Origin of the sequence: Kribbella sp. NPDC026596 (assembly GCF_040638415.1) — a bacterium.
In the GTDB taxonomy this organism is placed as follows: domain Bacteria; phylum Actinomycetota; class Actinomycetes; order Propionibacteriales; family Kribbellaceae; genus Kribbella.
This window is the reverse complement of sequence record NZ_JBEZYF010000107.1, coordinates 1-20,101: the sequence shown is the minus strand read 5'-3', so window position 1 is coordinate 20,101 and position 20,101 is coordinate 1. Positions and strand designations below refer to the sequence as shown.

Sequence of the window (20,101 nt, the reverse complement as noted above, 5' to 3'; positions counted from 1 at the left end):
GTCAGATCGCCCACCGCGGGTCCGCGGTGGGCGATTTCTTTGATCCGGATTCTATTGCAACAACTCTTTCGAAAGAGTACTTTCGACGCATGCCGAACCCACATCGTCGCCTCAGCGACCCGCGCGAACTCACCGCTCTGGCGCACCCGGTGCGGATGGCGATCATCGAGCTTCTCTCGATCAGCGGTCCGCTGACCGCGACCGAACTGGCCGATCGGCTCGACGAGACGCCGGCCAACTGCTCGTGGCACCTTCGGAAGCTGGCGCAGTACGGATTCGTGGAGGAGGCCGCGGGCGGGAAGGGCCGGCAGCGACCGTGGCAGGTGCCCGGGCTCGGATTCCGCTGGGACGACGAGCACGCGTCCGGGTCGCTCGACGAGCGGCGGGCCGCGCAGGCGCTGTCCGAGGTGGTGATGGGCCGCGCGATGGACCGGCTGCGGGAGGCACAGCAGCGCGCGCCGGAGGAGTCCGAGGAATGGCGCGAGGCGCACAGCAGCACCGAGATGGTCGCGTGGCTGACCGCGGACGAGCTCAAGGAGATGAATGACGCGATCAATGCGGTCCTCGACCGCCATGTGGAGCGACTGACCGAACCGGAGCAGCGACCACCCGGCTCGCGACTGTGCGAGTTCGTCGCGTGGGGCGTACCGACGTACCTCCCGGGGGTCGAGCCGGCATGAGGAAGCTGTTCGCGCAGCCCGGGTTCCGGCGCCTCTTCGGCGGGTTGAGTACGTCGATGCTCGGCGACTCGGTGATGCTGCTGGTGCTGAGCATGTGGGTGAAGACGCTCACCGGCTCCAACGCGCTCGCCGGGCTGACGTTCTTCTTCATGGTGCTGCCCGCGCTCGGTGCTCCGCTGCTCGGTGTCTGGGTCGACCGGCTGCCCCGCAAGGCGATCCTCGTCTGGGGCAACTTCGCCAGTGCGGCCGCGGTGCTCCCACTCGTGTTCGTGCGGGGTGAGAACGACGTCTGGCTGATCTGGGTGGTCGCGTTCCTGTACGGCGTCTCGTTCGTCGTCCTGCCCGCCGCCGTCAACGGGCTGCTCAAGGAGTTGCTACCGGACGACCTGCTCGTCGACGCCAACTCCAGCCTCGCCACGATCAAGGAGGGGTACCGGCTGTTCGGGCCGCTGGTCGGGGCCGCGATCTTCGCCACCGCGGGCGGCTGGCTGGTGGCGGTCGTCGACGCGGCCAGCTTCGTCGTCGCCGGACTGCTGATCGCGACGATCAAGGTCACCGAGAGCCCCGCGCCGGTGCGGAACACCTTCCGGGAGGACCTCCTTGGGGGTGTCCGCTTCCTGGTCGGCGACCGGGTGCTCCGCCACGTCCTCGGTGGGCTCGCGATCTCGATCCTCGTCATCGGTTTCTTCGAGTCGTCGATCTACGCGCTGATGGACGCCTTCGACAAGCCGCCGACTTTCTCCGGCGTCTTCGTGACCTGCCAGGGCGTCGGCGCGGTCATCGGCGGACTCACCGCGAGCCGCGTCGTACGGCGTCTCGGCGAGGTCTCCGGCTGTGCGATCGGCCTGGCCGCGCTGGCCGTCGCCACCATCGTCTGCGCCGCCGCGCCCACCATCGCGGTGGTGCTGGTCGGCGCCGGCATCTGTGGTCTCGGCCTGCCGTGGACGTTCGTCGCGTTCACAACGTTGCTGCAGCGCCGCTCGCCCGGCCACCTCATCGGCCGGGTGTCGACCGCGGTCGAGGTCCTGCTGTCCACGCCGCAGGCGATCTCCCTCGCACTCGGCAGCCTGCTCGTCAGCCTGCTGAGCTACCGCACGATCTTCGTCATCATCGCGACGGTGATCCTGCTCGGCGCACTCCAGATCGTTCTCACCCTCGGCGATCAGATCCGTCGAAGGCCGACCGTCAGCGTGGAGTAGAGGACCGAAGTTGTCCTGTACTGCTTCTAGCGTGAGGGGCAGCCGACCACGAAGGAGCAGGAATCATGACGACTGTGAACCCGATCCCCGAGGGCTACCACTCGGTGACGCCGTGGATCATCGGGCGCGACACCGCCGGGCTGATGGACTTCCTGGCGGCCGCGTTCGATGCCGAGGACCTGGGCGGACGGGTCGTGGACGAGCAGGGGAACATCGGGCACGCCGAGATGCGGATCGGGGACTCGGTGGTGATGATGTTCGACAAGCCGGACTGGCCGCCGACGCCGGCGTTCCTGCGGCTCTATGTGCCGGATGTGCACGAGACGCTGAAGAAGGCCGTTGCGGCCGGGGGCACGGTGGTGACCGAGCCGACGCATCTGTTCTGGGGCGATGTCGTGGCGCGGGTGCACGACCCCTTCGGGAACTTGTACTGGCTGCAGACGCGGATCGAGGTTGTCGACGAGGCCGAGATGGGGCGCCGGTTCGGCGACGAGAAGTTCACGAAGGCGCTGGACTACGTGCAGAGCTCGCTGTACCGCCCGGTGGGCTGATCAGTCCAGCGGTTTGGCGGGCGCGGCCTCGGAGGCCATCGCGTCGGTCAGGATCTCGGCGGTGAGGCCGATCTGCCAGCCGCGGGCGTGGTGCTCGCGCAGGAAGGTCGTCACCACGTCGATGCTCAGGTCGGGCGGCGGCGACCATGCGAGGCGCCGGATCGTGTCGGGGGAGAGCAGGTTCTCGGTCGGCAGCCGGTGTGCCTCGGCGATCTCCGAGACCGCGGCTCGTGCGGCGGACAACCGCGCCGCGGCGTCCGGGTCCCGGTCGGCCCAGGCACGGGCCGGCGGCGGGCCGTCGTACCGGGGTCCTTGTTTGGGGAGCTCGGACTCGGGGAGGCGGCGTGCGTGCTCGACGGCCTCCCACCAGGTCCGCATGTACCGGTGCGCGCCGCGGCCCTTGAACGCGGTCAGCCGCTGCAGCGTGTCCCGGTCGGCCGGCATCGCCGACGCCGCCTCGACGATCGCCGCGTCCGGCAGGATCCGGCCGGGGGAGATGTCCGCGGACTCGGCGATCTGGTCGCGGGCCTCCCACAACGCCCGTACGACGGCCAGACTCCGGCGATTGCGGACCCGGTGCATGCCCGACGTACGGCGCCACGGGTCGGGCCTCGGCTCCCGCGGGGGAGCCTCGAGGATCGCGGAGAACTCCTGCTCGGCCCACTCCCACTTGCCCTCACGGCGCAGCTCCTGCTCGATCGCTTCGCGCAGCTCGATCAGCATCTCGACGTCCAGAGCGGCGTACACGAGCCAGGGCGCGGGCAGCGGCCGGGTCGACCAGTCGGCGGCCGAGTGCTCCTTGCGCATCCGGTAGCCGAGGACTTCGCTCACCAGCGAGGCCAGGCCGACTTTCGGGTACCCGAGGAGGCGGCCGGCCAGCTCGGTGTCGAACACCGTCCGCGGCACCATCCCGACCTCGGCCAGGCAGGCCAGGTCCTGGTTGGCGGCGTGGATGATCCACTCGGTGTCGACGATCGCGTCACCGAGCGCGGACAGGTCACCGAACGGGATCGGGTCGATCAGCGCGGAGCCGGAGCCCTCGCGGCGCAGCTGCACCAGGTACGCGCGGTGCGAGTACCGGTAGCCGGACGCGCGCTCGGCGTCGACGGCAACCGGGCCCGTGCCGGAGCGGAAGGCGTCGACCACCTCGGTCAGCGCGGAGTCGGAGTCGACGACCTCGGAGAGCCCGTCGCGCAGCTCGAGCAACGGCAACTGCGCGGTCGGGTCGTCCGGGACGGGCGACTGCTGGGTCTCGGCTGGGCTCATCGGCCCCGCTGTCCGCGCCGGGTCGGCATCGCGACCACTCCCGGCGGAACCGGCGGCAGGCCGGCCGCCGTGCAGAGCACCTCGCCCCACGCCTCGGCGTGCCGGGTCACGTCCACGCTGCCACCGTCACCAGGTCCCGGTACCGGACTCCAGGACGCGCGGATCTCGATCTCCGCCGTCGCGTCGTCGTCGGCCATGCCGCCGAAGCTTTCCGAAACCACTCTGGTGACGGTACCGCTCGGGGCCAGGAAGTCCGCACCCCGGTCGGTCAGCGCCTCCATCAACCAGGTCCAGCCCACGCCACCGAGCAGCGCGTCGGTCACCATCTCCGGTTCGACGGCGGCACGCACGTATGCGACACAGCGGAAGGTCGACTGCCAGGCGTCGTTCCCGTCCGGGTCGTAGAGGATGACCAGGCGGCCGGTGGCGATGTCGTCGCCGTCGACCGTCACGTCGGCGCTGACCGCCGCCGCATGCGGTGCGATCCGCTGCGGTGCGGGCATCTCCTCGACGAATACCTCGGGCCGGAACCGGGCACCGCGCAATTGCGACACTGCCTCGGCGAACTCCGCGGGTGGCGCGTCGACCTGCTTGCGGGCACCCATGCTTCGCAGCCTACGACCGATTACTCACCGACGCTGCTCTCGACGCGCCGGTAACAGGCCGCGACCACCCTGTGAGCAGCGTAAAGGCGGCGTGGGATCATCGCTCTGTGCCCTTGACAGACACCTCGGCGATCGCCCGTTCTCCCTTCTTGCTCGCGGCCCGCGGCGAGCCCGGACCGCACACGCCGGTCTGGTTCATGCGCCAGGCGGGGCGTTCGCTGCCGGAGTATCACAAGGTTCGTGAGGGGACCACGATGCTCGAGTCGTGTATGCGTCCCGACCTCGTCGTGGAGATAACGCTGCAGCCGGTACGCCGTTACGGCGTGGACGCGGCGGTCTTCTACTCCGACATCGTCCTGCCGCTGAAGTCGGTCGGTTTCGACATCGAGATCAAGCCCGGCGTCGGCCCGGTGGTCGCGAACCCGATCCGCGACGCCGCCGGTCTGGAGACGGTCCGCCCGGTCACACCGGCCGATGTGCCGTACATCACGGAGTCGGTGCAGCAGTTGGTCTCCGAGCTCGGCGGGACCCCGCTGATCGGGTTCGCGGGCGCGCCGTTCACGGTCGCGTCGTACCTGGTCGAGGGTGGGCCGAGCAAGGACCACGCCAAGACGAAGGCGCTCATGCACGGCAACCCGGCGCTGTGGCACGCGCTCGCGGACCGGTTGGCCGATGTCGCCATCGCGTACCTCTCGGTTCAGATCGAAGCGGGTGCGTCCGCGATCCAGCTGTTCGACTCGTGGGCGGGCGGGCTGTCGCCGCGGGACTACGAGCGGTTCATCCAGCCGCACTCGGCCAAGGTCTTCGACGCGCTGGCGTCGTACGGCGTACCGCGGTTGCACTTCGGCGTGAATACGGGCGAGCTGCTCGGCCTGATGAGCGCGGCCGGCGCCGACGTCGTCGGGGTCGACTGGCGCGTGCCCCTGGACGAGGCGGTACGGCGGATCACGGCGGCCGGCGCGGGGCCGAAGCCGGTGCAGGGCAACCTGGACCCGGCGCTGCTCTTCGCCGGCTGGGACGCCCTCGAGCCCGAGATCGACCGGATCCTCGCCGAGGGGCAGGCGGCGCCCGGTCACATCTTCAACCTCGGCCACGGTGTCCCGCCGAACGCCGACCCCGAGGTCCTGACCCGCATCGTGAAGTACGTCCAAGCGAAGTCCGCCCGTGTACCTGCCTGACCACGAGGTGACGCTGGAGCGTCTCACCGCCGCGCACGCCGACGCCGTACTCGCGTTCGAGCTGGAGAACCGCGAGTACTTCGCCGCGTGGGTGTGGGACCGCGGTGACGACTACTTCACGTCCTTCGCGGCCGTTCACGCGGCCCGCCTGGCCGAGCAGGAGGCCGGGGTCTGCCAGTTCCACGTCCTGGTGGACAAGTCCGGTGCGGTGGTCGGCAGGGTGAACCTGGTCGACCTCGAGGACGGGTCGGCCGAGCTCGGCTACCGGATCGCGGAGAAGGCCGGCGGCAAGGGACTCGCCACGGCCGCGGTGCGCGCGGTCGTCCAGCTCGCTGCGTCGGAGTACCGGCTGACGAGGCTGTGGGCGGGGGCGTCGGACCGCAACCCCGCGTCGCAGGCGGTCTTGACGCGGGCCGGCTTCCGGCCGTTCGGCAAGTCGAACACGGACCTGGGGCCGGGGACGAGGTACGAGTTGATGCTGGAGGAAGCTTGAGCCGGGTAGTTGTGGTTGGTGGCGGGATCAGTGGGCTGGCGGCTGCGCACGCACTGGCGACTGGGCCGAACCCGCCGCAGATCACCGTTCTCGAGGGCTCGCCACGGCTGGGTGGCAAGCTCGCGGGCGCTGAGCTCGAGGGGGTGCCGGTCGACCTTGGCGCCGAGTCGGTGCTGGCCCGGCGGCCGGAGGCGGTCGACCTGATCCGCGCGGTCGGGCTCGGCGGTGACGTGGTGCATCCGGGGACGACGTCCGCGGGGCTGTGGGTCGGGGACAAGATCTGGGCGATACCGCCGACGATCATGGGTGTCCCCGTCGATCCGGCCGCGACTGCCGACGTACTCGGGCCTTCGGCCGCCGCGGAGGTCGCGCACGAGGTGGAGTTGCCGGCGCCGGAGCTCACCGAGGATGTCGCGATCGGGCGGTTCGTCGCCGAGCGCATGGGGCACGCGGTGACGGACAAGCTGATCGATCCGCTGCTCGGCGGGGTGTACGCCGGCAAGGCTGACGAGATTTCGCTGGCGGCCGCGGTCCCGGAGCTCTACGCCAAGCTGCGAACCGCGCCGAGTCTGCTCGCGGCGACCGCCGAGCTGCGGGAGGCCGGGCAGCGCCGGGCCGGTCAGCCGGTGTTCGCGGGCGTCGTCGGTGGGGTCAACCGGGTGATCGACGCGCTCGAGAAGGATCTGACGGCTCGCGGTGTCGAGATCCGGCGCAAGCTCGCCGTACGGCGGATCACGCGGACGGCCGATGGTTACGCGCTGGAGGCCGGGCCGGTGCCGGCGCCGACTCTGCTGACCGCGGACGCCGTGATCGTCGCCGTTCCGGCGCCGCCCGCGGCCCGGATGCTGGCCGACCTGGTGCCCGTGGCATCGACCGAGCTGGCGACGATCGAGTACGCGAGCATGGCGATCGTGACGCTGGCGGTCCGGAAGAAGGACTGGCCGGCTGATGCGATCGGGTCGGGGTTCCTGGTGCCGTCGGTGGAAGGGCGGACGATCAAGGCTGCGACGTACTCGCACGCGAAGTGGGAGTGGTCGGGCGAGGCCGGGGGAGACCTGGCGGTCCTGCGTGCCTCGGTGGGACGGCTCGGTGAGGAATACGTCCTGCAGCGATCCGATGAGGAGCTGGTAGCGCTGGCTACCGTGGACCTCGGGCGTGCCATGGGGTTGCAAGCGCGGGTGGTCGGGTCGCTGGTGACCCGGTGGGGTGGTGGGCTTCCGCAGTACGCCGTGGGGCATCTGGACCGCGTTGACCGGGTGGAGGCGGCCGTGGCGGCAGAGCCCGGGCTGGCTGTGTGCGGAGCGGCGTACCAGGGTGTGGGGATCGCTGCCTGCGTGGCGTCGGGCAGTACGGCAGCCACCCGGGTGCAGGCTCATCTGGCCGCATTGGAGACAATGGGTTCGTGACAGAGAAGCCGAAAGCTCGCGAACTCAACAATGTGATCCGGTACACCCTGTGGTCGGTCTTCAAGGTCGAGACGCCGCTGGGGGACGCGGACCGGGACGAGCTGACCGCCGAGCTGTCCGACCTGCTGGCGAAGCTGCGGGCCGACGACGACGTGGTGATCCGCGGGATCTACGACGTCGAAGGATTCCGGGCCGACGCCGACTTCATGATCTGGTGGCACGCGCCGACTTCGGACGCGCTGCAGAAGGCGTACCACGCGCTGCGCCGGTCGCGGCTCGGGCGGCACCTGGTTCCGGTCTGGTCGCAGTTCGCGCTGCACCGGCCGGCGGAGTTCAACAAGAGCCACATCCCGGCGTTCCTGGCCGACGAGGAGCCGCGGGCGTACGTGTGCGTCTACCCGTTCGTGCGGTCCTACGAGTGGTACCTGCTGCCGGACGAGGAGCGGCGCTTCATGCTGGCCGAGCACGGCAAGATGGCGCGCACGTACCCGGACGTGCGAGCGAACACGGTGGCGTCGTTCGCGCTCGGCGACTACGAGTGGATGCTGGCGTTCGAGGCCGACGAGCTGCACCGGATGGTCGACCTGATGCGCGATCTGCGCGGGTCCACGGCCCGGCGGCACGTCCGCGAGGAGACCCCGTTCTACACCGGCAAGCGGACCGAGCTCGGCGAGCTGGTCACGAACCTGGCGTAGCGGACGTGCACCGCAAGGCGTTCCCGGTCCTGTACGTCGCCGACGTACGCCGGTCCGTGGAGTTCTACACGCTGCTCGGCTACGAGTCGACGTACCAGTTCCCGCTGGACGGCGAACCGCACTACGTCGGCCTGGAACGCGGCGACTCCTCGCTCGGGCTGTCCGACGAGAGCTGGCCGGAAGCCCAGCTCGGCATCACCGTCGGTACGGCGCCCCGCTTCGAGCTCTTCGTGTACGTCGACGACGTCGAAGCGGCTGTGGAATCCTTCCGGGCCGCCGGGTACAAAGTCCTGCAGGAGCCGGCGACCATGCCCTGGGGCGAGCGCCAGGCCTACGTCTCCGACCCCGAAGGCAACCCGGTCGCCCTCGCCACGCCTGTTTAGGTGCCAGGCTTCTGGAACAGGTAGTCCTCGGCGCGCATGGACGAGGGCGGCTTGACGTCGTCGGGGAGCAGTTCGCGCAGATCGCGCTCGGTCAGGCTGTCCGCGTCGCGGGTGGACAGCCGGGTCGCCTGGTTGGAGATGGCCTCCTCGAGCACGTTCCGGATGAACCGGCCGTTGCCGAAGTTGTGGCTGCGCGGCGCCGGCGGGATGACGCTGCGGACCTTGGCCAGCACGTCGTCGGTGTAGATCATGCCCTTGTGCCCGGCCTGCAGCTCGAAGATCGCGATCAGCTGGTCGTTGTCGTACTCGCTGAACGACAGCAGCTTCGGGAACCGTGAGGCCAGCCCGGTGTTGGACTCCATGAACCGCTGCATCTCGCGGTGGTACCCGGCGACGATCACGATGCAGTCGTCGCGGTGGTCCTCCATCATCTTCAGGATCGTGGTGACGGCTTCGAGGCCGAAGTCGCCCGGGCTGTTCTCCGGCACCAGGGTGTACGCCTCGTCGACGAACAGCACCCCGCCGATTGCCTCGCGGAACTTGGCCGCGGTCATCGGCGCGGTCTGGCCGACGCTGGAACCGACCAGGTCGGACCGGTCCACCTCGATCACGTGACCCTGCTCGAGTACGCCGAGCTGCTTGTAGATCCGGCTGAGCAGCCGGGCGATCGTGGTCTTGGCGGTACCGGGCTTGCCGACGAACACCATGTGCCGGGCGCGCTCGTGCGTCGGCAGACCGAGCTCCTTGCGGCGCAGGTTGGTCCTGACCTCGGCCACCATCCGGCGGACCGCGTCCTTGACCGAGTCCAGCCCGATCAGCGTGTCCAGCTCCGCGAGCGGGTTGTCCCCAGGCGTAGCCCCGGGAAGAACCAACTCCTCAGGCTCTGGCCGGCTCTGAGGAGCGACGGACTCCAGAGCGACGTCGGCGATCGGCGCAGGCTCAGGCTGGGCCGGCGGCTCGGGCTCAGGAGCGACCTCGGCCACAGGTTCGGGCGCGGGGACGGCCGCGATCCTCGGCTCCGGGACAGCCTCGACCGGCTGGCGGTGGTCTTCGTGGAGGTGCCGGAAGAAGGTAGTCAGGTCCGGGATCTGCGGGTCCGGCCAGGGTGCGTCCGACAAGACGCCGGACAGGTGGACCGACACGCGGGTAGCGGCCGCGGCCCAGGAGCGCGCGAGTACCTGCTGGTCGTCGCGCACCGCACGGGCGAGCCACTCGGTGTTCCCGGCCAGCCAGGCAGCCGGCTCGAAGTCGTCCTTGGTGTCAGCGACCGCGTTCACCACGTCCCAGCCGGCGCCGCCCATGACCTGACCAACGGCCGGCGGAAGGCCGTCGAGCCCGGTCGTCAGGATCAGCTGAGCCATCAGCTGCGCGAAGGAGCCGGCCTGGTCGTCCGGAACCGTCATCAGCAGCTTGGTGTGCGCGTCCTGCAGCGTGCTGAGCGAGTACTGCAGGGCCGACGCGGAGCCGGCCAGCTCCGGCAGCACCGCGCGCTCGTTGTCGCTGAGCGCGGCGGTCCGCCAGAACTGTGCGATCGTCTCGTAGTCGGCAAGGGCGTGCATGCGAGTGACCTCGCGGTCGGCCAGCACCCGGTCGAACACGGTGGTCAGAACACGGGCGCGAGCCGCCATCGGCGGCGCGTCGACGAACAGACTCACCACGTCCCGAGACAGCTGCAGCGCCTGTCGGCGGGCCTGCTCGGGGAAGCTCCGTGCACCAGACACCGCCTGCAGCGGCCAGTCGGTGTCCGCGACCCGGATCACGTATCCGGCACCGCCGAACCGGTACGGCGGCCGGTAGAAGTCCCGAGTGAGTTCGGCCGCGATGTCGGCGTACTCGCCGTGCAGGACCGGGATCCAGCCGGTCAGCAGCGGGGCGACCTGATGGGTGAACCACACCGCGGCCGGCGTCCCGTTGACGAAGTCCGGAAAGGCGGCCGGCCGCAGCGTGTTCGGGTCCTCGGCCCAGGCGCGCAGCTGGCTGCGGACACCGGCCAGCCAGTCGCCCGGCACCTCCCAGGGCTGGTCGGCAGCAAGGACATCGAGAACGCCGGGTCTCCGGGTGTCGTCAGCCACGCTGGCTCACTTTAGTGCGTCAGCGGGCGACGCCCGGAGCATCCTCATCCCGCGTGGGTGATGTCGGTCCGTGGCGGCGGGTGATCGACTTCTGACGGTCGGCACCAGGGGAATCGAGAGGACGGCGACATGGGTGGTGTCATCGGCGAGATCCTGCCGCTCGCGCTGGGGGTGGCGATCAGCCCCATTCCGGTGATTGCCGCGATTCTCATGCTGCTCTCGCCCAGGGCGGGGTCGACGAGCATCGGATTCCTGGCCGGGTGGGTGGCCGGGATCGTCGTCGCGGCGACGGCGTTCACCTTGCTGTCCGCGCTCCTGCCGGAGTCGGACTCCGACGCGTCGAAGCCGGTGCTCGGCACGATCAAGCTGGTGCTGGGGGCACTGCTCATCCTGCTGGCGGTCCGTGAGTGGCGAGGCCGGCCCCGGACCGACGCCGAGCCGGCGCTGCCGAAGTGGATGTCGGCCATCGACACGCTGACCCCGGTCAAGGGACTCGGCCTCGGCTTCCTGCTCTCGGCCCTGAACCCGAAGAACCTGATCATGGCCGCCGGGGCCGGCATCGCCATCGGGTCCGCATCACTCGGCACAGGTCAGGTCGTCGTCGTGCTGGTGATCTTCACCGTGATCGCCGCGTCCACCGTCGCCGTCCCGGTGCTGGCCCACCTCGCGGCCGCCGACCGGATGGCCGCCCCACTCGAGTCGCTGCGCGGCTGGCTGGTCCACGAGAACGCCGTCGTCATGGCGACCCTTCTCCTGGTGATCGGGGTCGTCATGATCGGCAAGGGCATTGGAAGTTTCTAGGCGGCCCGGGCCTCAGGCTGAGGCGGGCTCGAGGTTGAGGCTGACGCTGTTGATGCAGTAGCGGAGGTCGGTGGGGGTGTTGTAGCCCTCACCTTCGAAGACGTGGCCCAGGTGGGAGCCGCAGTTGGCGCACCGGACCTCGACGCGCTTCATGCCCAGGGTGGAGTCCTCGATGTACTGGACCCGGTCCTCGGCCAGCGGCGCGAAGAACGACGGCCAGCCGCAGTGCGAGTCGAACTTGTTCTCGCTTCGGAAGAGTTCCGCGTCACACGCCCGGCACTTGTAGACACCGACGGTCTTGGTGTCGGTGTACTCACCGGTGAACGGCCGCTCGGTGCCGGCCTTGCGCAGCACGTGGAACTCGGCGGGGGAGAGTTGCGCCTTCCACTCCGCCTCGGACTTACTCACGGCGTACTGCTTGATGTCATCTGTCACGACCCCAGTATCGGCGCCCGGGCAAGCAAAACCCCGCCCGGACGCCGTACGTAAGGGTCCCGTGATCGGTCAGCGCACCCAGGACGGGAGCGGGATGACGCGGACCACCTGGGGGTCGTGGTCACTGATCTGGTCCGGGAACTCGGCGTTCATGTGGACGACGTCGTACGTCGAGGCGGGCTGCAGGTTCTTCGAGATCAGGATCTGGTCGAGGATCTGGCTGTTGCCCTCGAACACATAGCTGTAGCGCTCCTTCAGCGGCAGGGTCCGCGGCATGTCGATCAGCGCGGTCGTGCCCGACCCGACCAGGATGTCGGCGGTCTCGGACCAGTCGAAGTCGTTCAGGTCACCGAGCACGATCACGTTCGCGCCCTTGTCCTTGGCGAAGATCTGGTCGGCGAACCCGCGGACCGCCTGGGCCTGCAGGTGCCGCTTCGCCGCGGTCACCTGGACCGGCGGCTGGGTGCGGCCCCACAGCGGGTCGTCGCCACCCTTGGAGCTGAAGTGGTTGACCACCACGAACAGGGTCTGCCCGTGCCAGGTGAACTCGCCGGCCAGCGGGACGCGGGTGGCGGCCCACGCCGCCTGGTTCCCCGGGTCGACGCGGCCCGGCGACGAGCTCAGGTGCGGCCGGCCGAACCGGTCGGTGGTGATCGTGGTCGCGACCGTCGAGCCGCCGCCCGGGCGGTCGACGAACTTCACCGGCTTGTCGGTGCGGTACATGAATGCGACCCGGATGTTGCCGCCCGGCTCGCCGCCTTCCATGTTGTTGACCGGGTCGATCTGCCGGTAGGCGTACTTCGGTCCGCCCGCCTTCTGGATCGCGGCGACGAGCATGTCGAGGGTGACGTTGGCCGCGGTGGTGCCGGAGTTCGTGGCGCCGTCGTTGTCCTGCACCTCCTCCAGGCCGAGGATGTCCGGCGCGGCGAGGTTCTTCACGACCGCCTGCGCCAGCCCGTCGAACTTGGCGTCACCGTCGGACGGGTCCAGGTTCTCCACGTTGAACGTCGCCACCGACACCTGCAGCGGCGAGGACTTCTGCGTCGTCTCCCGCTGCACGCCACCGTCGATCACGGTCGGGGTCACGGTCGGCAGGAACTTGAAGTTCCCGAACGAGTAGTCCAGGACACCGGTCACCACGCCGGCCAGCTTGTCGCCCGTCTTCGCGTCCGGGATGGGCGTGAGTACGTCGTCGAGCAGCACGCGCTCGGGGTTGCTGTCGGTCTTCTGCAGCAGGATGCCGCCGCGCACGGTCCGTACGCCGGACCCGGCCGGTACGACGGACAGTTCGCGGAACGAACTGGTCGGGCCGGTCACCTCGGGCTGGTCGATCCCCAGCCACATCCCCTCCAGCGACTCCCAGAAGTCGAGCCCGTCGTTGGCCGGGTCGAACGCCGTACTGGTGGTCTCCACGTCACCGTTGGAGTCGTCGTCGATCACGGTCGACGGCGGGACACGCCCACCCGGGCCGACGATCGTCGGAGCCGGTACGGCGGCGGTGCCGGTGACGGTGATGGTCGGGTTGGTGAGCTCCGTCGTGGTCAGGTTGTCGGTGCCGCCCGAGCCGCCGGGGCGGAACTCGGCGACCGTGCCCTTGACCGTGACCGCGTCACCGACCGACACCGTCGGCGCGGAGCTGGTGAAGACGAACAGGCCCTCGCTGGTCACCGGGTCGTTGTCCGGCTGCGGGTCCTGGAACCAGAACCCGTTGGTGGTCTTCGCGGTGACCACACCGGTCACGTTCTCGGCCACCTTGCCGTTCAGCGGCGACAGGTGCGCGGCGCCCTGGATGTCGTGGATCTTCGCGTCGACCGGCGGTTCGGTCGGGGTCGAGGTCAGCGTGCCCGGCGAGGGGTTGCCCACGGCGAAGTCGGCACCGTTGTTGTCGGTGTCCTTCGTCGGGTCGATGCGCGCCGCGGACGTCGTGTTCGACAGCGTGCCGGTCGGTGCGGTCTCGGAGTCGTTCGCCGCGGTGCCGTAGCCCACGTAGTCACGCACCGACGGGTCGGCGTGGCAGGCTGAGCCACAGGCGAGCGCGGTCTGAGTGGTGACCAGCGCGACCTTGCCGGCGCCCGCCGCCATCATGATCGTGCCCGAGACGTCCGGAGTCGGCATCGGTGCGCCGTTCCCCGCGCCGGCGCCCTCCTGGACCAGGTACGCCGCTCCCGGGGCGATGCTGCCCGTCAGCCTCGTGACCTGCCACGTCGTGCCGGTGGACGAGGCGTACTGGACCGACCAGCCGCTCACGTCGACCGCGGCCGAGCTGTTGTTCGTCAGCTCGATGAAGTCATTGGTGTACGGCGCGCCGCTGTTGCCGCCACCGCCGTACACCTCGGTGATGACCACGTCGGCGGACGCGGCCGCGGCCGGTCGGGCCACGAACGCGGCCACCCCGGCGAAGACGAGACTGGAAGTGACCACGAGGGCGCCCAGGCGGCGCCGTGATCGGATCTGGGCAGACATGTGCCGGATTCTCACACCGGGACCCTGCCCGGCCAAGGTCCAACACGTGAACACCAGGTACGTGCCCGAAAGGCACGGGTGATCATTCGCCGGGCGCGTGGGCGTGCAGCGCGAGCAGATGGTGAACCTCCAGCGGCTCGGCCTTGCCCTTGAGCGTGAGCAGGCCCAGGGACTCGGTGACAGCGTCCGGCAGGAGCTCCTTGGTCCCAGGGCCGATGGCGACGCCGCCGCCCGGAGCCTGGCCCTCGATCCGGGACGCCACGTTCACGGTGTCGCCGATGACGGTGTGGGTCCGCCCGCCCTCGGTCCCGAGCAGGCTGACCGACGCGATGCCGCTGTTGATCCCGACCCGGAACTGCGGCCAGTGCGGGTGCGCTGCCCGGACAGCGGTCGCCGCCTCCTGCAACGCGAGCCCTGCCGCGGCCGCCCGGGCCGCGTGGTCCGGCTGATCACCGCGCTTGTTGAAGGTCACCATCAGCGCGTCCCCGATGATCCGGTCGACGACGCCGCCATGCCGCCGTACGACGGGCGGGACGACGACCTGGAAGTACGTGTTCAGCATCGAGGTGACCTCGGCCGGACCGTGCTTCTCGGAGAATGTCGTGAACCCCTCCAGGTCCGCGAACAGCACGCTCAGCTCACGCTGTCCCGAGACGGTGTCCTCCAGGTACAGATCCGCGAACCGCTCCTCGTACCACTGGATCCGCACCCCGGCCATGACCAGCACGAACGCGGCGAGCATGAGCGCGTGCCACTCCCACCACGACAGCGCCCAGTTCCGGGCGAACACCAGCGCGACCATCGCCTCGGCCAGCAGCACGAACGCGGCGACCATCGACAACAGCATCAGCGACGGCCGCTCCCACCACGTCCGCAGATAACGAGCCGCGGCGATGACGTAAAGCAGGACAGCCGGTACGGCGAGCGCCGTAAGGATGCCGTCGGCAACCTCAGGCACCGCCGTGGCGTGCAGCGGTGGCAGCCGGAGCACGGAAGCGGCTGCCCACAACGCCATCAGCGTGAGCAGTCCGGCCCGAAGCCACCGCCCCCAGCGGACCGCCGCAACCGCCCGCCCACCCGACAGATTCAGGCTGGACAAGAACGCGAACACCGACCCCAGCGCCACACCTACCGGAGTCGCGAGCGTGAACCCGGCGTTCGGTGTGTCCAGCAACACCTTCGGCGTGGCCAGCGCGTGCAACCCGAGAAACCCGGCCGCCGACAGAAACGCCAGTGACACCAGCAGCACTCGCGGATCGCCCCGCCGAACCGCCGCCGCTCCTGTCACATACGCCAGTACGGCGCTCAACCCGGCCGTCACGAGCACCAGCCAGAAGTGCGACGGGTGATGTTCCCAGTGCACGTCGAGCCGCGGCTCGCGGATCAGCAGGATCAGCCCGGCCAGCGGGATGAGCAGCGCCAGTGCGGTCAGCGCGACCATTGCCGGGGTGTAGACGAACCGCTGCGATGTTGTCTGGTTCACCCGCTCGCGCTCGCGCTCGCGATCAGGCATCCGACGAGACCTTGAGATGGGTGTGGATCTGCGACACGACCACCGAGCCCTCGCCCACCGCGGACGCGACCCGTTTGACCGACCCGCTGCGCACATCCCCGATCGCGAACAATCCCGGGACGGTCGTCTCGTAAGGCTGCGGCGGCCGCTCCTCGGGCCACCGCGGATCCGCGGCCGCGTCCGAGCCGGTCAGCACGAATCCGTGCTCCTCGCGGCCGAGATCCTCCGGCAGCCAGCCGGTCCCCGGCACCGCGCCGATCATCACGAAAAGCCCGTTCGCGGGCAGCGTCTCCTCGGCGCCGGTCTCGCGATCCCGCAGCGTCACCTCCTGCAGCCGTCCTTCGCCGCTACCGCCGACGACCTCACACGAGGCGCGCACGGTCACGTTGGGCGCGGCGTCGATCTCATCGATCAAGTACTGCGACATGCTCGCGGTCAGGTCCTTGCCCCGGATCACCAACGTGACCTGCCGGCAGTACCGGGCCAGGTGCAGCACGGCCTGCCCGGCCGAGTTCCCGCCGCCGACCACGCAGGCGTCAAGCCCCTTCAAACCATGGGCTTCCGACACACTGGCGCCGTAGTACACGCCGTTTCCCATCAGCTTCTCCAGCGACGGTACGGCGAGCCGCCGATAGGACACCCCGGTCGCCAGGACCACGGCCCGCGCCGTCACCTCGCCCACATCACCGATCACGGCGACGAAGTGGCCGTCCCGCTTTTCGATCTTCTCCACCGTCCGCATCAGCATGAAATGCGCACCGAACACCCACGCCTGCTGATAGCCCCGCTGCGCCAGCTCCGACCCGCGGATCCCGCGCGAGAACCCGAGGTAGTTGCGGATCAGCGAGCTCGTTCCGGCCTGCCCGCCGATCGACTCCCGTTCCACCACCAGCGTCCGCAGCCCCTCGGACGACGCGTAGACAGCCGCTGCCAGCCCACCCGGGCCGGCGCCGATCACGAGCACGTCGAACGACGAATCCTCGCCCTCGGCCAGCCTCGTCGACACACCCCACGCCTCGGCGATCGCCACATCGGTCGGATCGTGCAGTACGGCGCCACCCACCGCCGACATCCACACCAGCACACCGTCGCCCGGATCCGGTTCCCCGATGTACTCCAGGACGTCGTTCGCCAGGTCCGAACCGCTGGGCCGAAAAGCGCTCGGGATGCCGTTGCGCGCGAGCAGGCTGCGGATCTCCTGACCACGGACCGAAGTGGCCGAGGCGATCACCACCACCTCACGCCAGTTCGCGACCTCGTACCGCGACCACTCCTGGACGAACTCCGCCACCGTTCGGTGGAACAGCTCGTCGTGCGCGATCCACGGCTTGAGTACGTAGTAGTTGATGTCGCCGACCGACATCGCGGACAGGATCGCGGCGGCGGTCGCCCGGTCCGCCCACGCACCCCACTCGATCAGCAACGCCCGGCGGGCGTCGGGATGCAGCGTCCGGGACGCGGCGAAGATCTCGGCGCGGTGCTCGTCCGGGATGGCATGGTCGACCAGGACAACGGCGACCCGCTGTGCCGCATCGTGTGCCCGGCGTAGGGAGTCGAGTGCGGCGGCGGCCGACGGTTCGCCGCGCACACGGAAGTCCGCGCCGAAGCCGCGTTCCAGCTCTGTCTCGCATCGGTCCAGACGCCCAGGGTCAGCGTCGACGACGAGCAGTAACGGCCGTGCGCGATGCAGCTTGTTCAATGCCCCGGGATCCCCGCCCATGCTTGTGACGGTAGGTCGGCCGCACCGGGGGAGCAATGGCCAAAACGTTTGTTCGCCGGTCCTGCCCGCCCCAGTGGGACAGGACCGGCGAAGTTGTCACAGTCAGTCAGTTGACGCTGACTGCGGACCACGCGGCGGCGACGGTTGCGCGCTCGGTGCTGTTGGCGCCGTACAGGTCGGTGGCCGCGTTCAGGGTCGCGGTCCGGGCCTGGGCGTACGTCGTACCGGTGGTCATGTATGTGGTCAGTGCCCGGTACCAGATCTTGCCGAGCTTGTCGTGGCCGACGCCGGTGACGGTCGAACCGTTGCAGGTCGGCGAGTTGTGCGGCAGGCCGCCGATCGTCTTCGCGCCGGAGCCCTCGGCGAGCAGGTAGGCGAAGTGGTTCGCGATCCCGGAGGAGTAGTGCACGTCGAGGTTGCCGACGCCCGAGGACCAGCAGTCGGGGGAGTTGCCGTCCTTGCTCGGCTTGTCCATGAACCGCAGCGCCGGGCGGTCCTTCATGATCTCTTCGCCGATGTAGTAGTCGCCCGGGTCGGCCGCCTTGTTCGAGTAGAACTCGACGAGGGTGCCGAAGATGTCGCTGGTCGCCTCGTTCAGGCCGCCGGACTCACCGGAGTAGGTCAGGTTCGCGGTTGCCGAGGTGACGCCGTGGGACATCTCGTGGCCGGCCACGTCGATCGACACGAGCGGACCAGCGACGACGTTGTCGCCGTCGCCGTACGTCATCTGCTTGCCGTCCCAGAACGCGTTCACGTAGTTGGTGCCGTAGTGTACCCGGCTCGGGACGCCCTTGCCGTCGTTGAAGATGCCGTTCCGGCCATGGGTGTTCTTGTAGTAGTCGAACGTGGTCGCGGCGCCGTAGTGCGCGTCCACGGCGGCGGTGGCCCGGTTCGCGTTGGTGCCGGTGCCCCAGTGGTTGTCCGCGTCGGTGAAGCGCGTCGGCGTCGGGCAGCCGAGGCCGAACAGCTGGCACAGGATGGAGTCGGTCTTGTTGTTCGCGTCGGCGGTGAAGCCGTTGCCGCGGGCCGGGTCGGTCAGTGTGAAGCCGCCGGTGGCCGGCGTGGTGTCGAGCGGCACGGTCCCGCTGTAGAGGCTCTGGCCGTCACCGGTCGCCGTCTCGATGTGCTGCTCGCTCACCAGCTCGGCGCCGGTCAGGGCGTCCACGGTCGTGGTGATGTGGCTCGGCGTACCGTCGGCCTGGGTGCCGACCGTGGTGATCAGGTAGGCCAGCCGCGGCGCGCCCTTGCGGGCCTCGATCACCAGCGTGGGCTTGCCCTCGGCCTTCAGGCCCTTGCCGAGTGCCTTCGAGGTGGCCGAGGCGACGCTGACCTTCGGCGTCCGGTTCACGTTCGCGCTGCGGGTCAGCGTCAGGCTGGCGCTCTGGAAGCTGCCGTCCTTGGCCTGGTGGACGACCACGTCACCACCGAGGACCTGGAGCCCACCGATGGTCCGGTCCATCCGGACGTGGCTGGCGCCGTCGGGGTCGACGATGACGTCCTTGACCACGAACGCGTCGGCACCGGTGGCCCGCAGTACGGCGAGATTGTCGCCGATCGCGGCCTTCGCCCGGGCAACGGCCGCGGCAGATGTGGGGACGGGGTCTGCGGTCGGTGCACCCGTAGCGGTGGTGGCACTGGACAGACCGAGGGCGGTAGTGGTCGCCACTGCGGTGGCAGCGGCGAACAGGGCGGATCTGTTCATCCTCGCGCTCCTTCAGAGGTGTCCCGGGGGCCTCACGCCCCAGGAACGAGGTGCAGGAACGTTACCGCTCGGTCACCTACCGTGGCCAGAGGTTGAGAAAAGTTGCCTTTCCTGCAGCCTTGCGGGAAATTCCGCATTTTCGTCGGCGTCGGGCGATAGCGTCGCGGCATGGCGAAGAGCACAGCGGTGGTGGTCACCGTGGGAGACCGCGAGGTCCGGGTGTCCAGCCCCGATCGGGTTGTCTACGAAGCGACCGACTGGGCTCCGGAGGTCACGAAGCTGCAGGTCTGCGAGTACTTCATCGGTGTGGCTCCCGCGTTCATGCGAGCCTCCGGCGACCGTCCGGTCGCCCTGGAACGCTGGCCCGGCGGGTGGCGCGAGGGGATGACGCTGTCGGTGGATGCGACCGGTCGTCAGACCGGGGACGGCTTCTACTCCAAGCGCCTCCCCAAGGGTGCGCCCGACTGGCTCCAGACCTGCCGCATCCTGACGCCGAACGGCCGCCCGATCGACGAGCTGTGCCTGACGGAGCCTGCCGCCGCGGTGTGGGCGGCCCACATGGGCACGCTGACCTTCCACCCGTGGGCCGTGCGGAGCAACGATCTCGACCACCCCGACGAGCTGCGCCTCGATCTCGATCCACAGCCCGGCGCGACGTTCGCCGACGCCCGGCGGGTGGCCGGCGTCGCCCGTGAACTTCTCGAGGAGCTGGGCCTTCGGGGATATCCGAAGACCAGTGGCAACCGGGGTATCCACATCTACGTGCGGATCCGGCCGGAGTGGACCTTCGACCAGGTCCGGCACGCCGCGATCGGCCTCGGCCGCGAGCTCGAGCGCCGCGACGACGGTGTGACGACGGCCTGGTGGAAGGAGGAACGCGGCGAGGCTTCGATCTTCCTGGACTTCAACCAGAACCTCCGCGACCGCACGGTCGCGGGC

Annotated in this window: 18 protein-coding genes; 10 read left to right on the top strand and 8 right to left on the bottom strand. The window is 69.6% G+C overall.

The window, feature by feature from the left end; all coding sequences use genetic code 11:
• The first annotated feature begins 89 nt into the window (after positions 1-89).
• The 3 genes from AB0E63_RS44060 (at position 90) to AB0E63_RS44050 (ending at position 2,430) form a co-directional block, all read left to right on the top strand.
• On the top strand, positions 90-680 hold the full coding sequence (locus tag AB0E63_RS44060) for a helix-turn-helix domain-containing protein (protein ID WP_360380175.1): 591 nt from the start codon (positions 90-92) through the stop codon (positions 678-680).
• Positions 677-1,879, top strand: coding sequence for an MFS transporter (locus tag AB0E63_RS44055; RefSeq protein WP_360380173.1), 1,203 nt, complete (start codon positions 677-679; stop codon positions 1,877-1,879). The genes AB0E63_RS44060 and AB0E63_RS44055 overlap by 4 nt, the downstream gene beginning before the upstream one ends.
• 65 nt (positions 1,880-1,944) lie before the next feature.
• Positions 1,945-2,430: a VOC family protein gene (locus AB0E63_RS44050; protein WP_360380170.1), complete on the top strand. Its 486-nt coding sequence runs from the start codon at positions 1,945-1,947 to the stop codon at positions 2,428-2,430.
• Here AB0E63_RS44050 and AB0E63_RS44045 read toward each other — a convergent pair whose 3' ends face one another.
• Together AB0E63_RS44045 and AB0E63_RS44040 are read right to left on the bottom strand one after the other, a co-directional pair.
• On the bottom strand, positions 2,431-3,696 hold the full coding sequence (locus AB0E63_RS44045) for a ribonuclease D (protein WP_360380167.1): 1,266 nt from the start codon (positions 3,694-3,696) through the stop codon (positions 2,431-2,433).
• Positions 3,693-4,301 (bottom strand): DUF3000 domain-containing protein, encoded by a 609-nt coding sequence (locus AB0E63_RS44040; protein ID WP_360380164.1) that lies wholly within the window; start codon positions 4,299-4,301, stop codon positions 3,693-3,695. The genes AB0E63_RS44045 and AB0E63_RS44040 overlap by 4 nt, the downstream gene beginning before the upstream one ends.
• A gap of 107 nt (positions 4,302-4,408) precedes the next feature.
• On the opposite strand from AB0E63_RS44040, the gene hemE reads away from it, so the two are divergent.
• Genes hemE through AB0E63_RS44015 form a run of 5 tightly spaced genes read left to right on the top strand, consistent with a single transcriptional unit; the run spans position 4,409 to position 8,456 of the window.
• Positions 4,409-5,479 carry a uroporphyrinogen decarboxylase gene (gene hemE, locus AB0E63_RS44035; protein WP_360380162.1) on the top strand — a complete coding sequence of 357 codons (1,071 nt, stop codon included), beginning with the start codon at positions 4,409-4,411 and terminating at the stop codon, positions 5,477-5,479.
• Positions 5,466-5,972, top strand: coding sequence for a GNAT family N-acetyltransferase (locus tag AB0E63_RS44030; RefSeq protein WP_360380160.1), 507 nt, complete (start codon positions 5,466-5,468; stop codon positions 5,970-5,972). Before hemE ends, AB0E63_RS44030 begins: the two co-directional genes overlap by 14 nt.
• Positions 5,969-7,378 (top strand): protoporphyrinogen oxidase, encoded by a 1,410-nt coding sequence (gene hemG, locus AB0E63_RS44025; RefSeq protein ID WP_360380157.1) that lies wholly within the window; start codon positions 5,969-5,971, stop codon positions 7,376-7,378. Before AB0E63_RS44030 ends, hemG begins: the two co-directional genes overlap by 4 nt.
• Positions 7,375-8,073 (top strand): hydrogen peroxide-dependent heme synthase, encoded by a 699-nt coding sequence (hemQ, locus tag AB0E63_RS44020; RefSeq protein ID WP_360380154.1) that lies wholly within the window; start codon positions 7,375-7,377, stop codon positions 8,071-8,073. Before hemG ends, hemQ begins: the two co-directional genes overlap by 4 nt.
• Positions 8,074-8,078: 5 nt before the next feature.
• Positions 8,079-8,456, top strand: a complete 378-nt coding sequence (locus AB0E63_RS44015; RefSeq protein WP_360380151.1) for a VOC family protein — start codon at positions 8,079-8,081, stop codon at positions 8,454-8,456.
• Here AB0E63_RS44015 and AB0E63_RS44010 read toward each other — a convergent pair.
• Positions 8,453-10,528, bottom strand: a complete 2,076-nt coding sequence (locus tag AB0E63_RS44010) for an AAA family ATPase (protein ID WP_360380148.1) — start codon at positions 10,526-10,528, stop codon at positions 8,453-8,455. The two genes, AB0E63_RS44015 and AB0E63_RS44010, sit on opposite strands and share 4 nt — an antisense overlap.
• A gap of 129 nt (positions 10,529-10,657) precedes the next feature.
• Between AB0E63_RS44010 and AB0E63_RS44005 the strand changes: the two genes are divergently transcribed.
• Positions 10,658-11,329: a GAP family protein gene (locus AB0E63_RS44005; protein ID WP_360380146.1), complete on the top strand. Its 672-nt coding sequence runs from the start codon at positions 10,658-10,660 to the stop codon at positions 11,327-11,329.
• 12 nt (positions 11,330-11,341) lie between these two features.
• On the opposite strand, the gene msrB is transcribed toward AB0E63_RS44005, so the two are convergent.
• The 5 genes from msrB to AB0E63_RS43980 all read right to left on the bottom strand — a co-directional run bounded on the left by msrB (position 11,342) and on the right by AB0E63_RS43980 (position 19,162).
• Positions 11,342-11,764 carry a peptide-methionine (R)-S-oxide reductase MsrB gene (gene msrB / locus AB0E63_RS44000; protein WP_360380143.1) on the bottom strand — a complete coding sequence of 141 codons (423 nt, stop codon included), beginning with the start codon at positions 11,762-11,764 and terminating at the stop codon, positions 11,342-11,344.
• A 69-nt stretch (positions 11,765-11,833) separates the two neighbouring features.
• Positions 11,834-14,227, bottom strand: a complete 2,394-nt coding sequence (locus tag AB0E63_RS43995; protein WP_360380140.1) for a lamin tail domain-containing protein — start codon at positions 14,225-14,227, stop codon at positions 11,834-11,836.
• Between the two features lie 82 nt (positions 14,228-14,309).
• A complete protein-coding gene (locus AB0E63_RS43990) occupies positions 14,310-15,740 on the bottom strand; it encodes an adenylate/guanylate cyclase domain-containing protein (RefSeq protein WP_360380138.1) in 1,431 nt (476 codons plus the stop codon).
• Positions 15,733-17,460 carry an FAD-dependent oxidoreductase gene (locus AB0E63_RS43985; RefSeq protein ID WP_360380135.1) on the bottom strand — a complete coding sequence of 576 codons (1,728 nt, stop codon included), beginning with the start codon at positions 17,458-17,460 and terminating at the stop codon, positions 15,733-15,735. The genes AB0E63_RS43990 and AB0E63_RS43985 overlap by 8 nt, the downstream gene beginning before the upstream one ends.
• 106 nt (positions 17,461-17,566) lie before the next feature.
• Positions 17,567-19,162 carry a M4 family metallopeptidase gene (locus AB0E63_RS43980; protein WP_360380133.1) on the bottom strand — a complete coding sequence of 532 codons (1,596 nt, stop codon included), beginning with the start codon at positions 19,160-19,162 and terminating at the stop codon, positions 17,567-17,569.
• A gap of 168 nt (positions 19,163-19,330) precedes the next feature.
• Here AB0E63_RS43980 and AB0E63_RS43975 point away from each other — a divergent pair.
• A partial coding sequence (locus AB0E63_RS43975) for an ATP-dependent DNA ligase (protein WP_360380130.1) occupies positions 19,331-20,101 on the top strand: 771 nt, incomplete at its 3' end.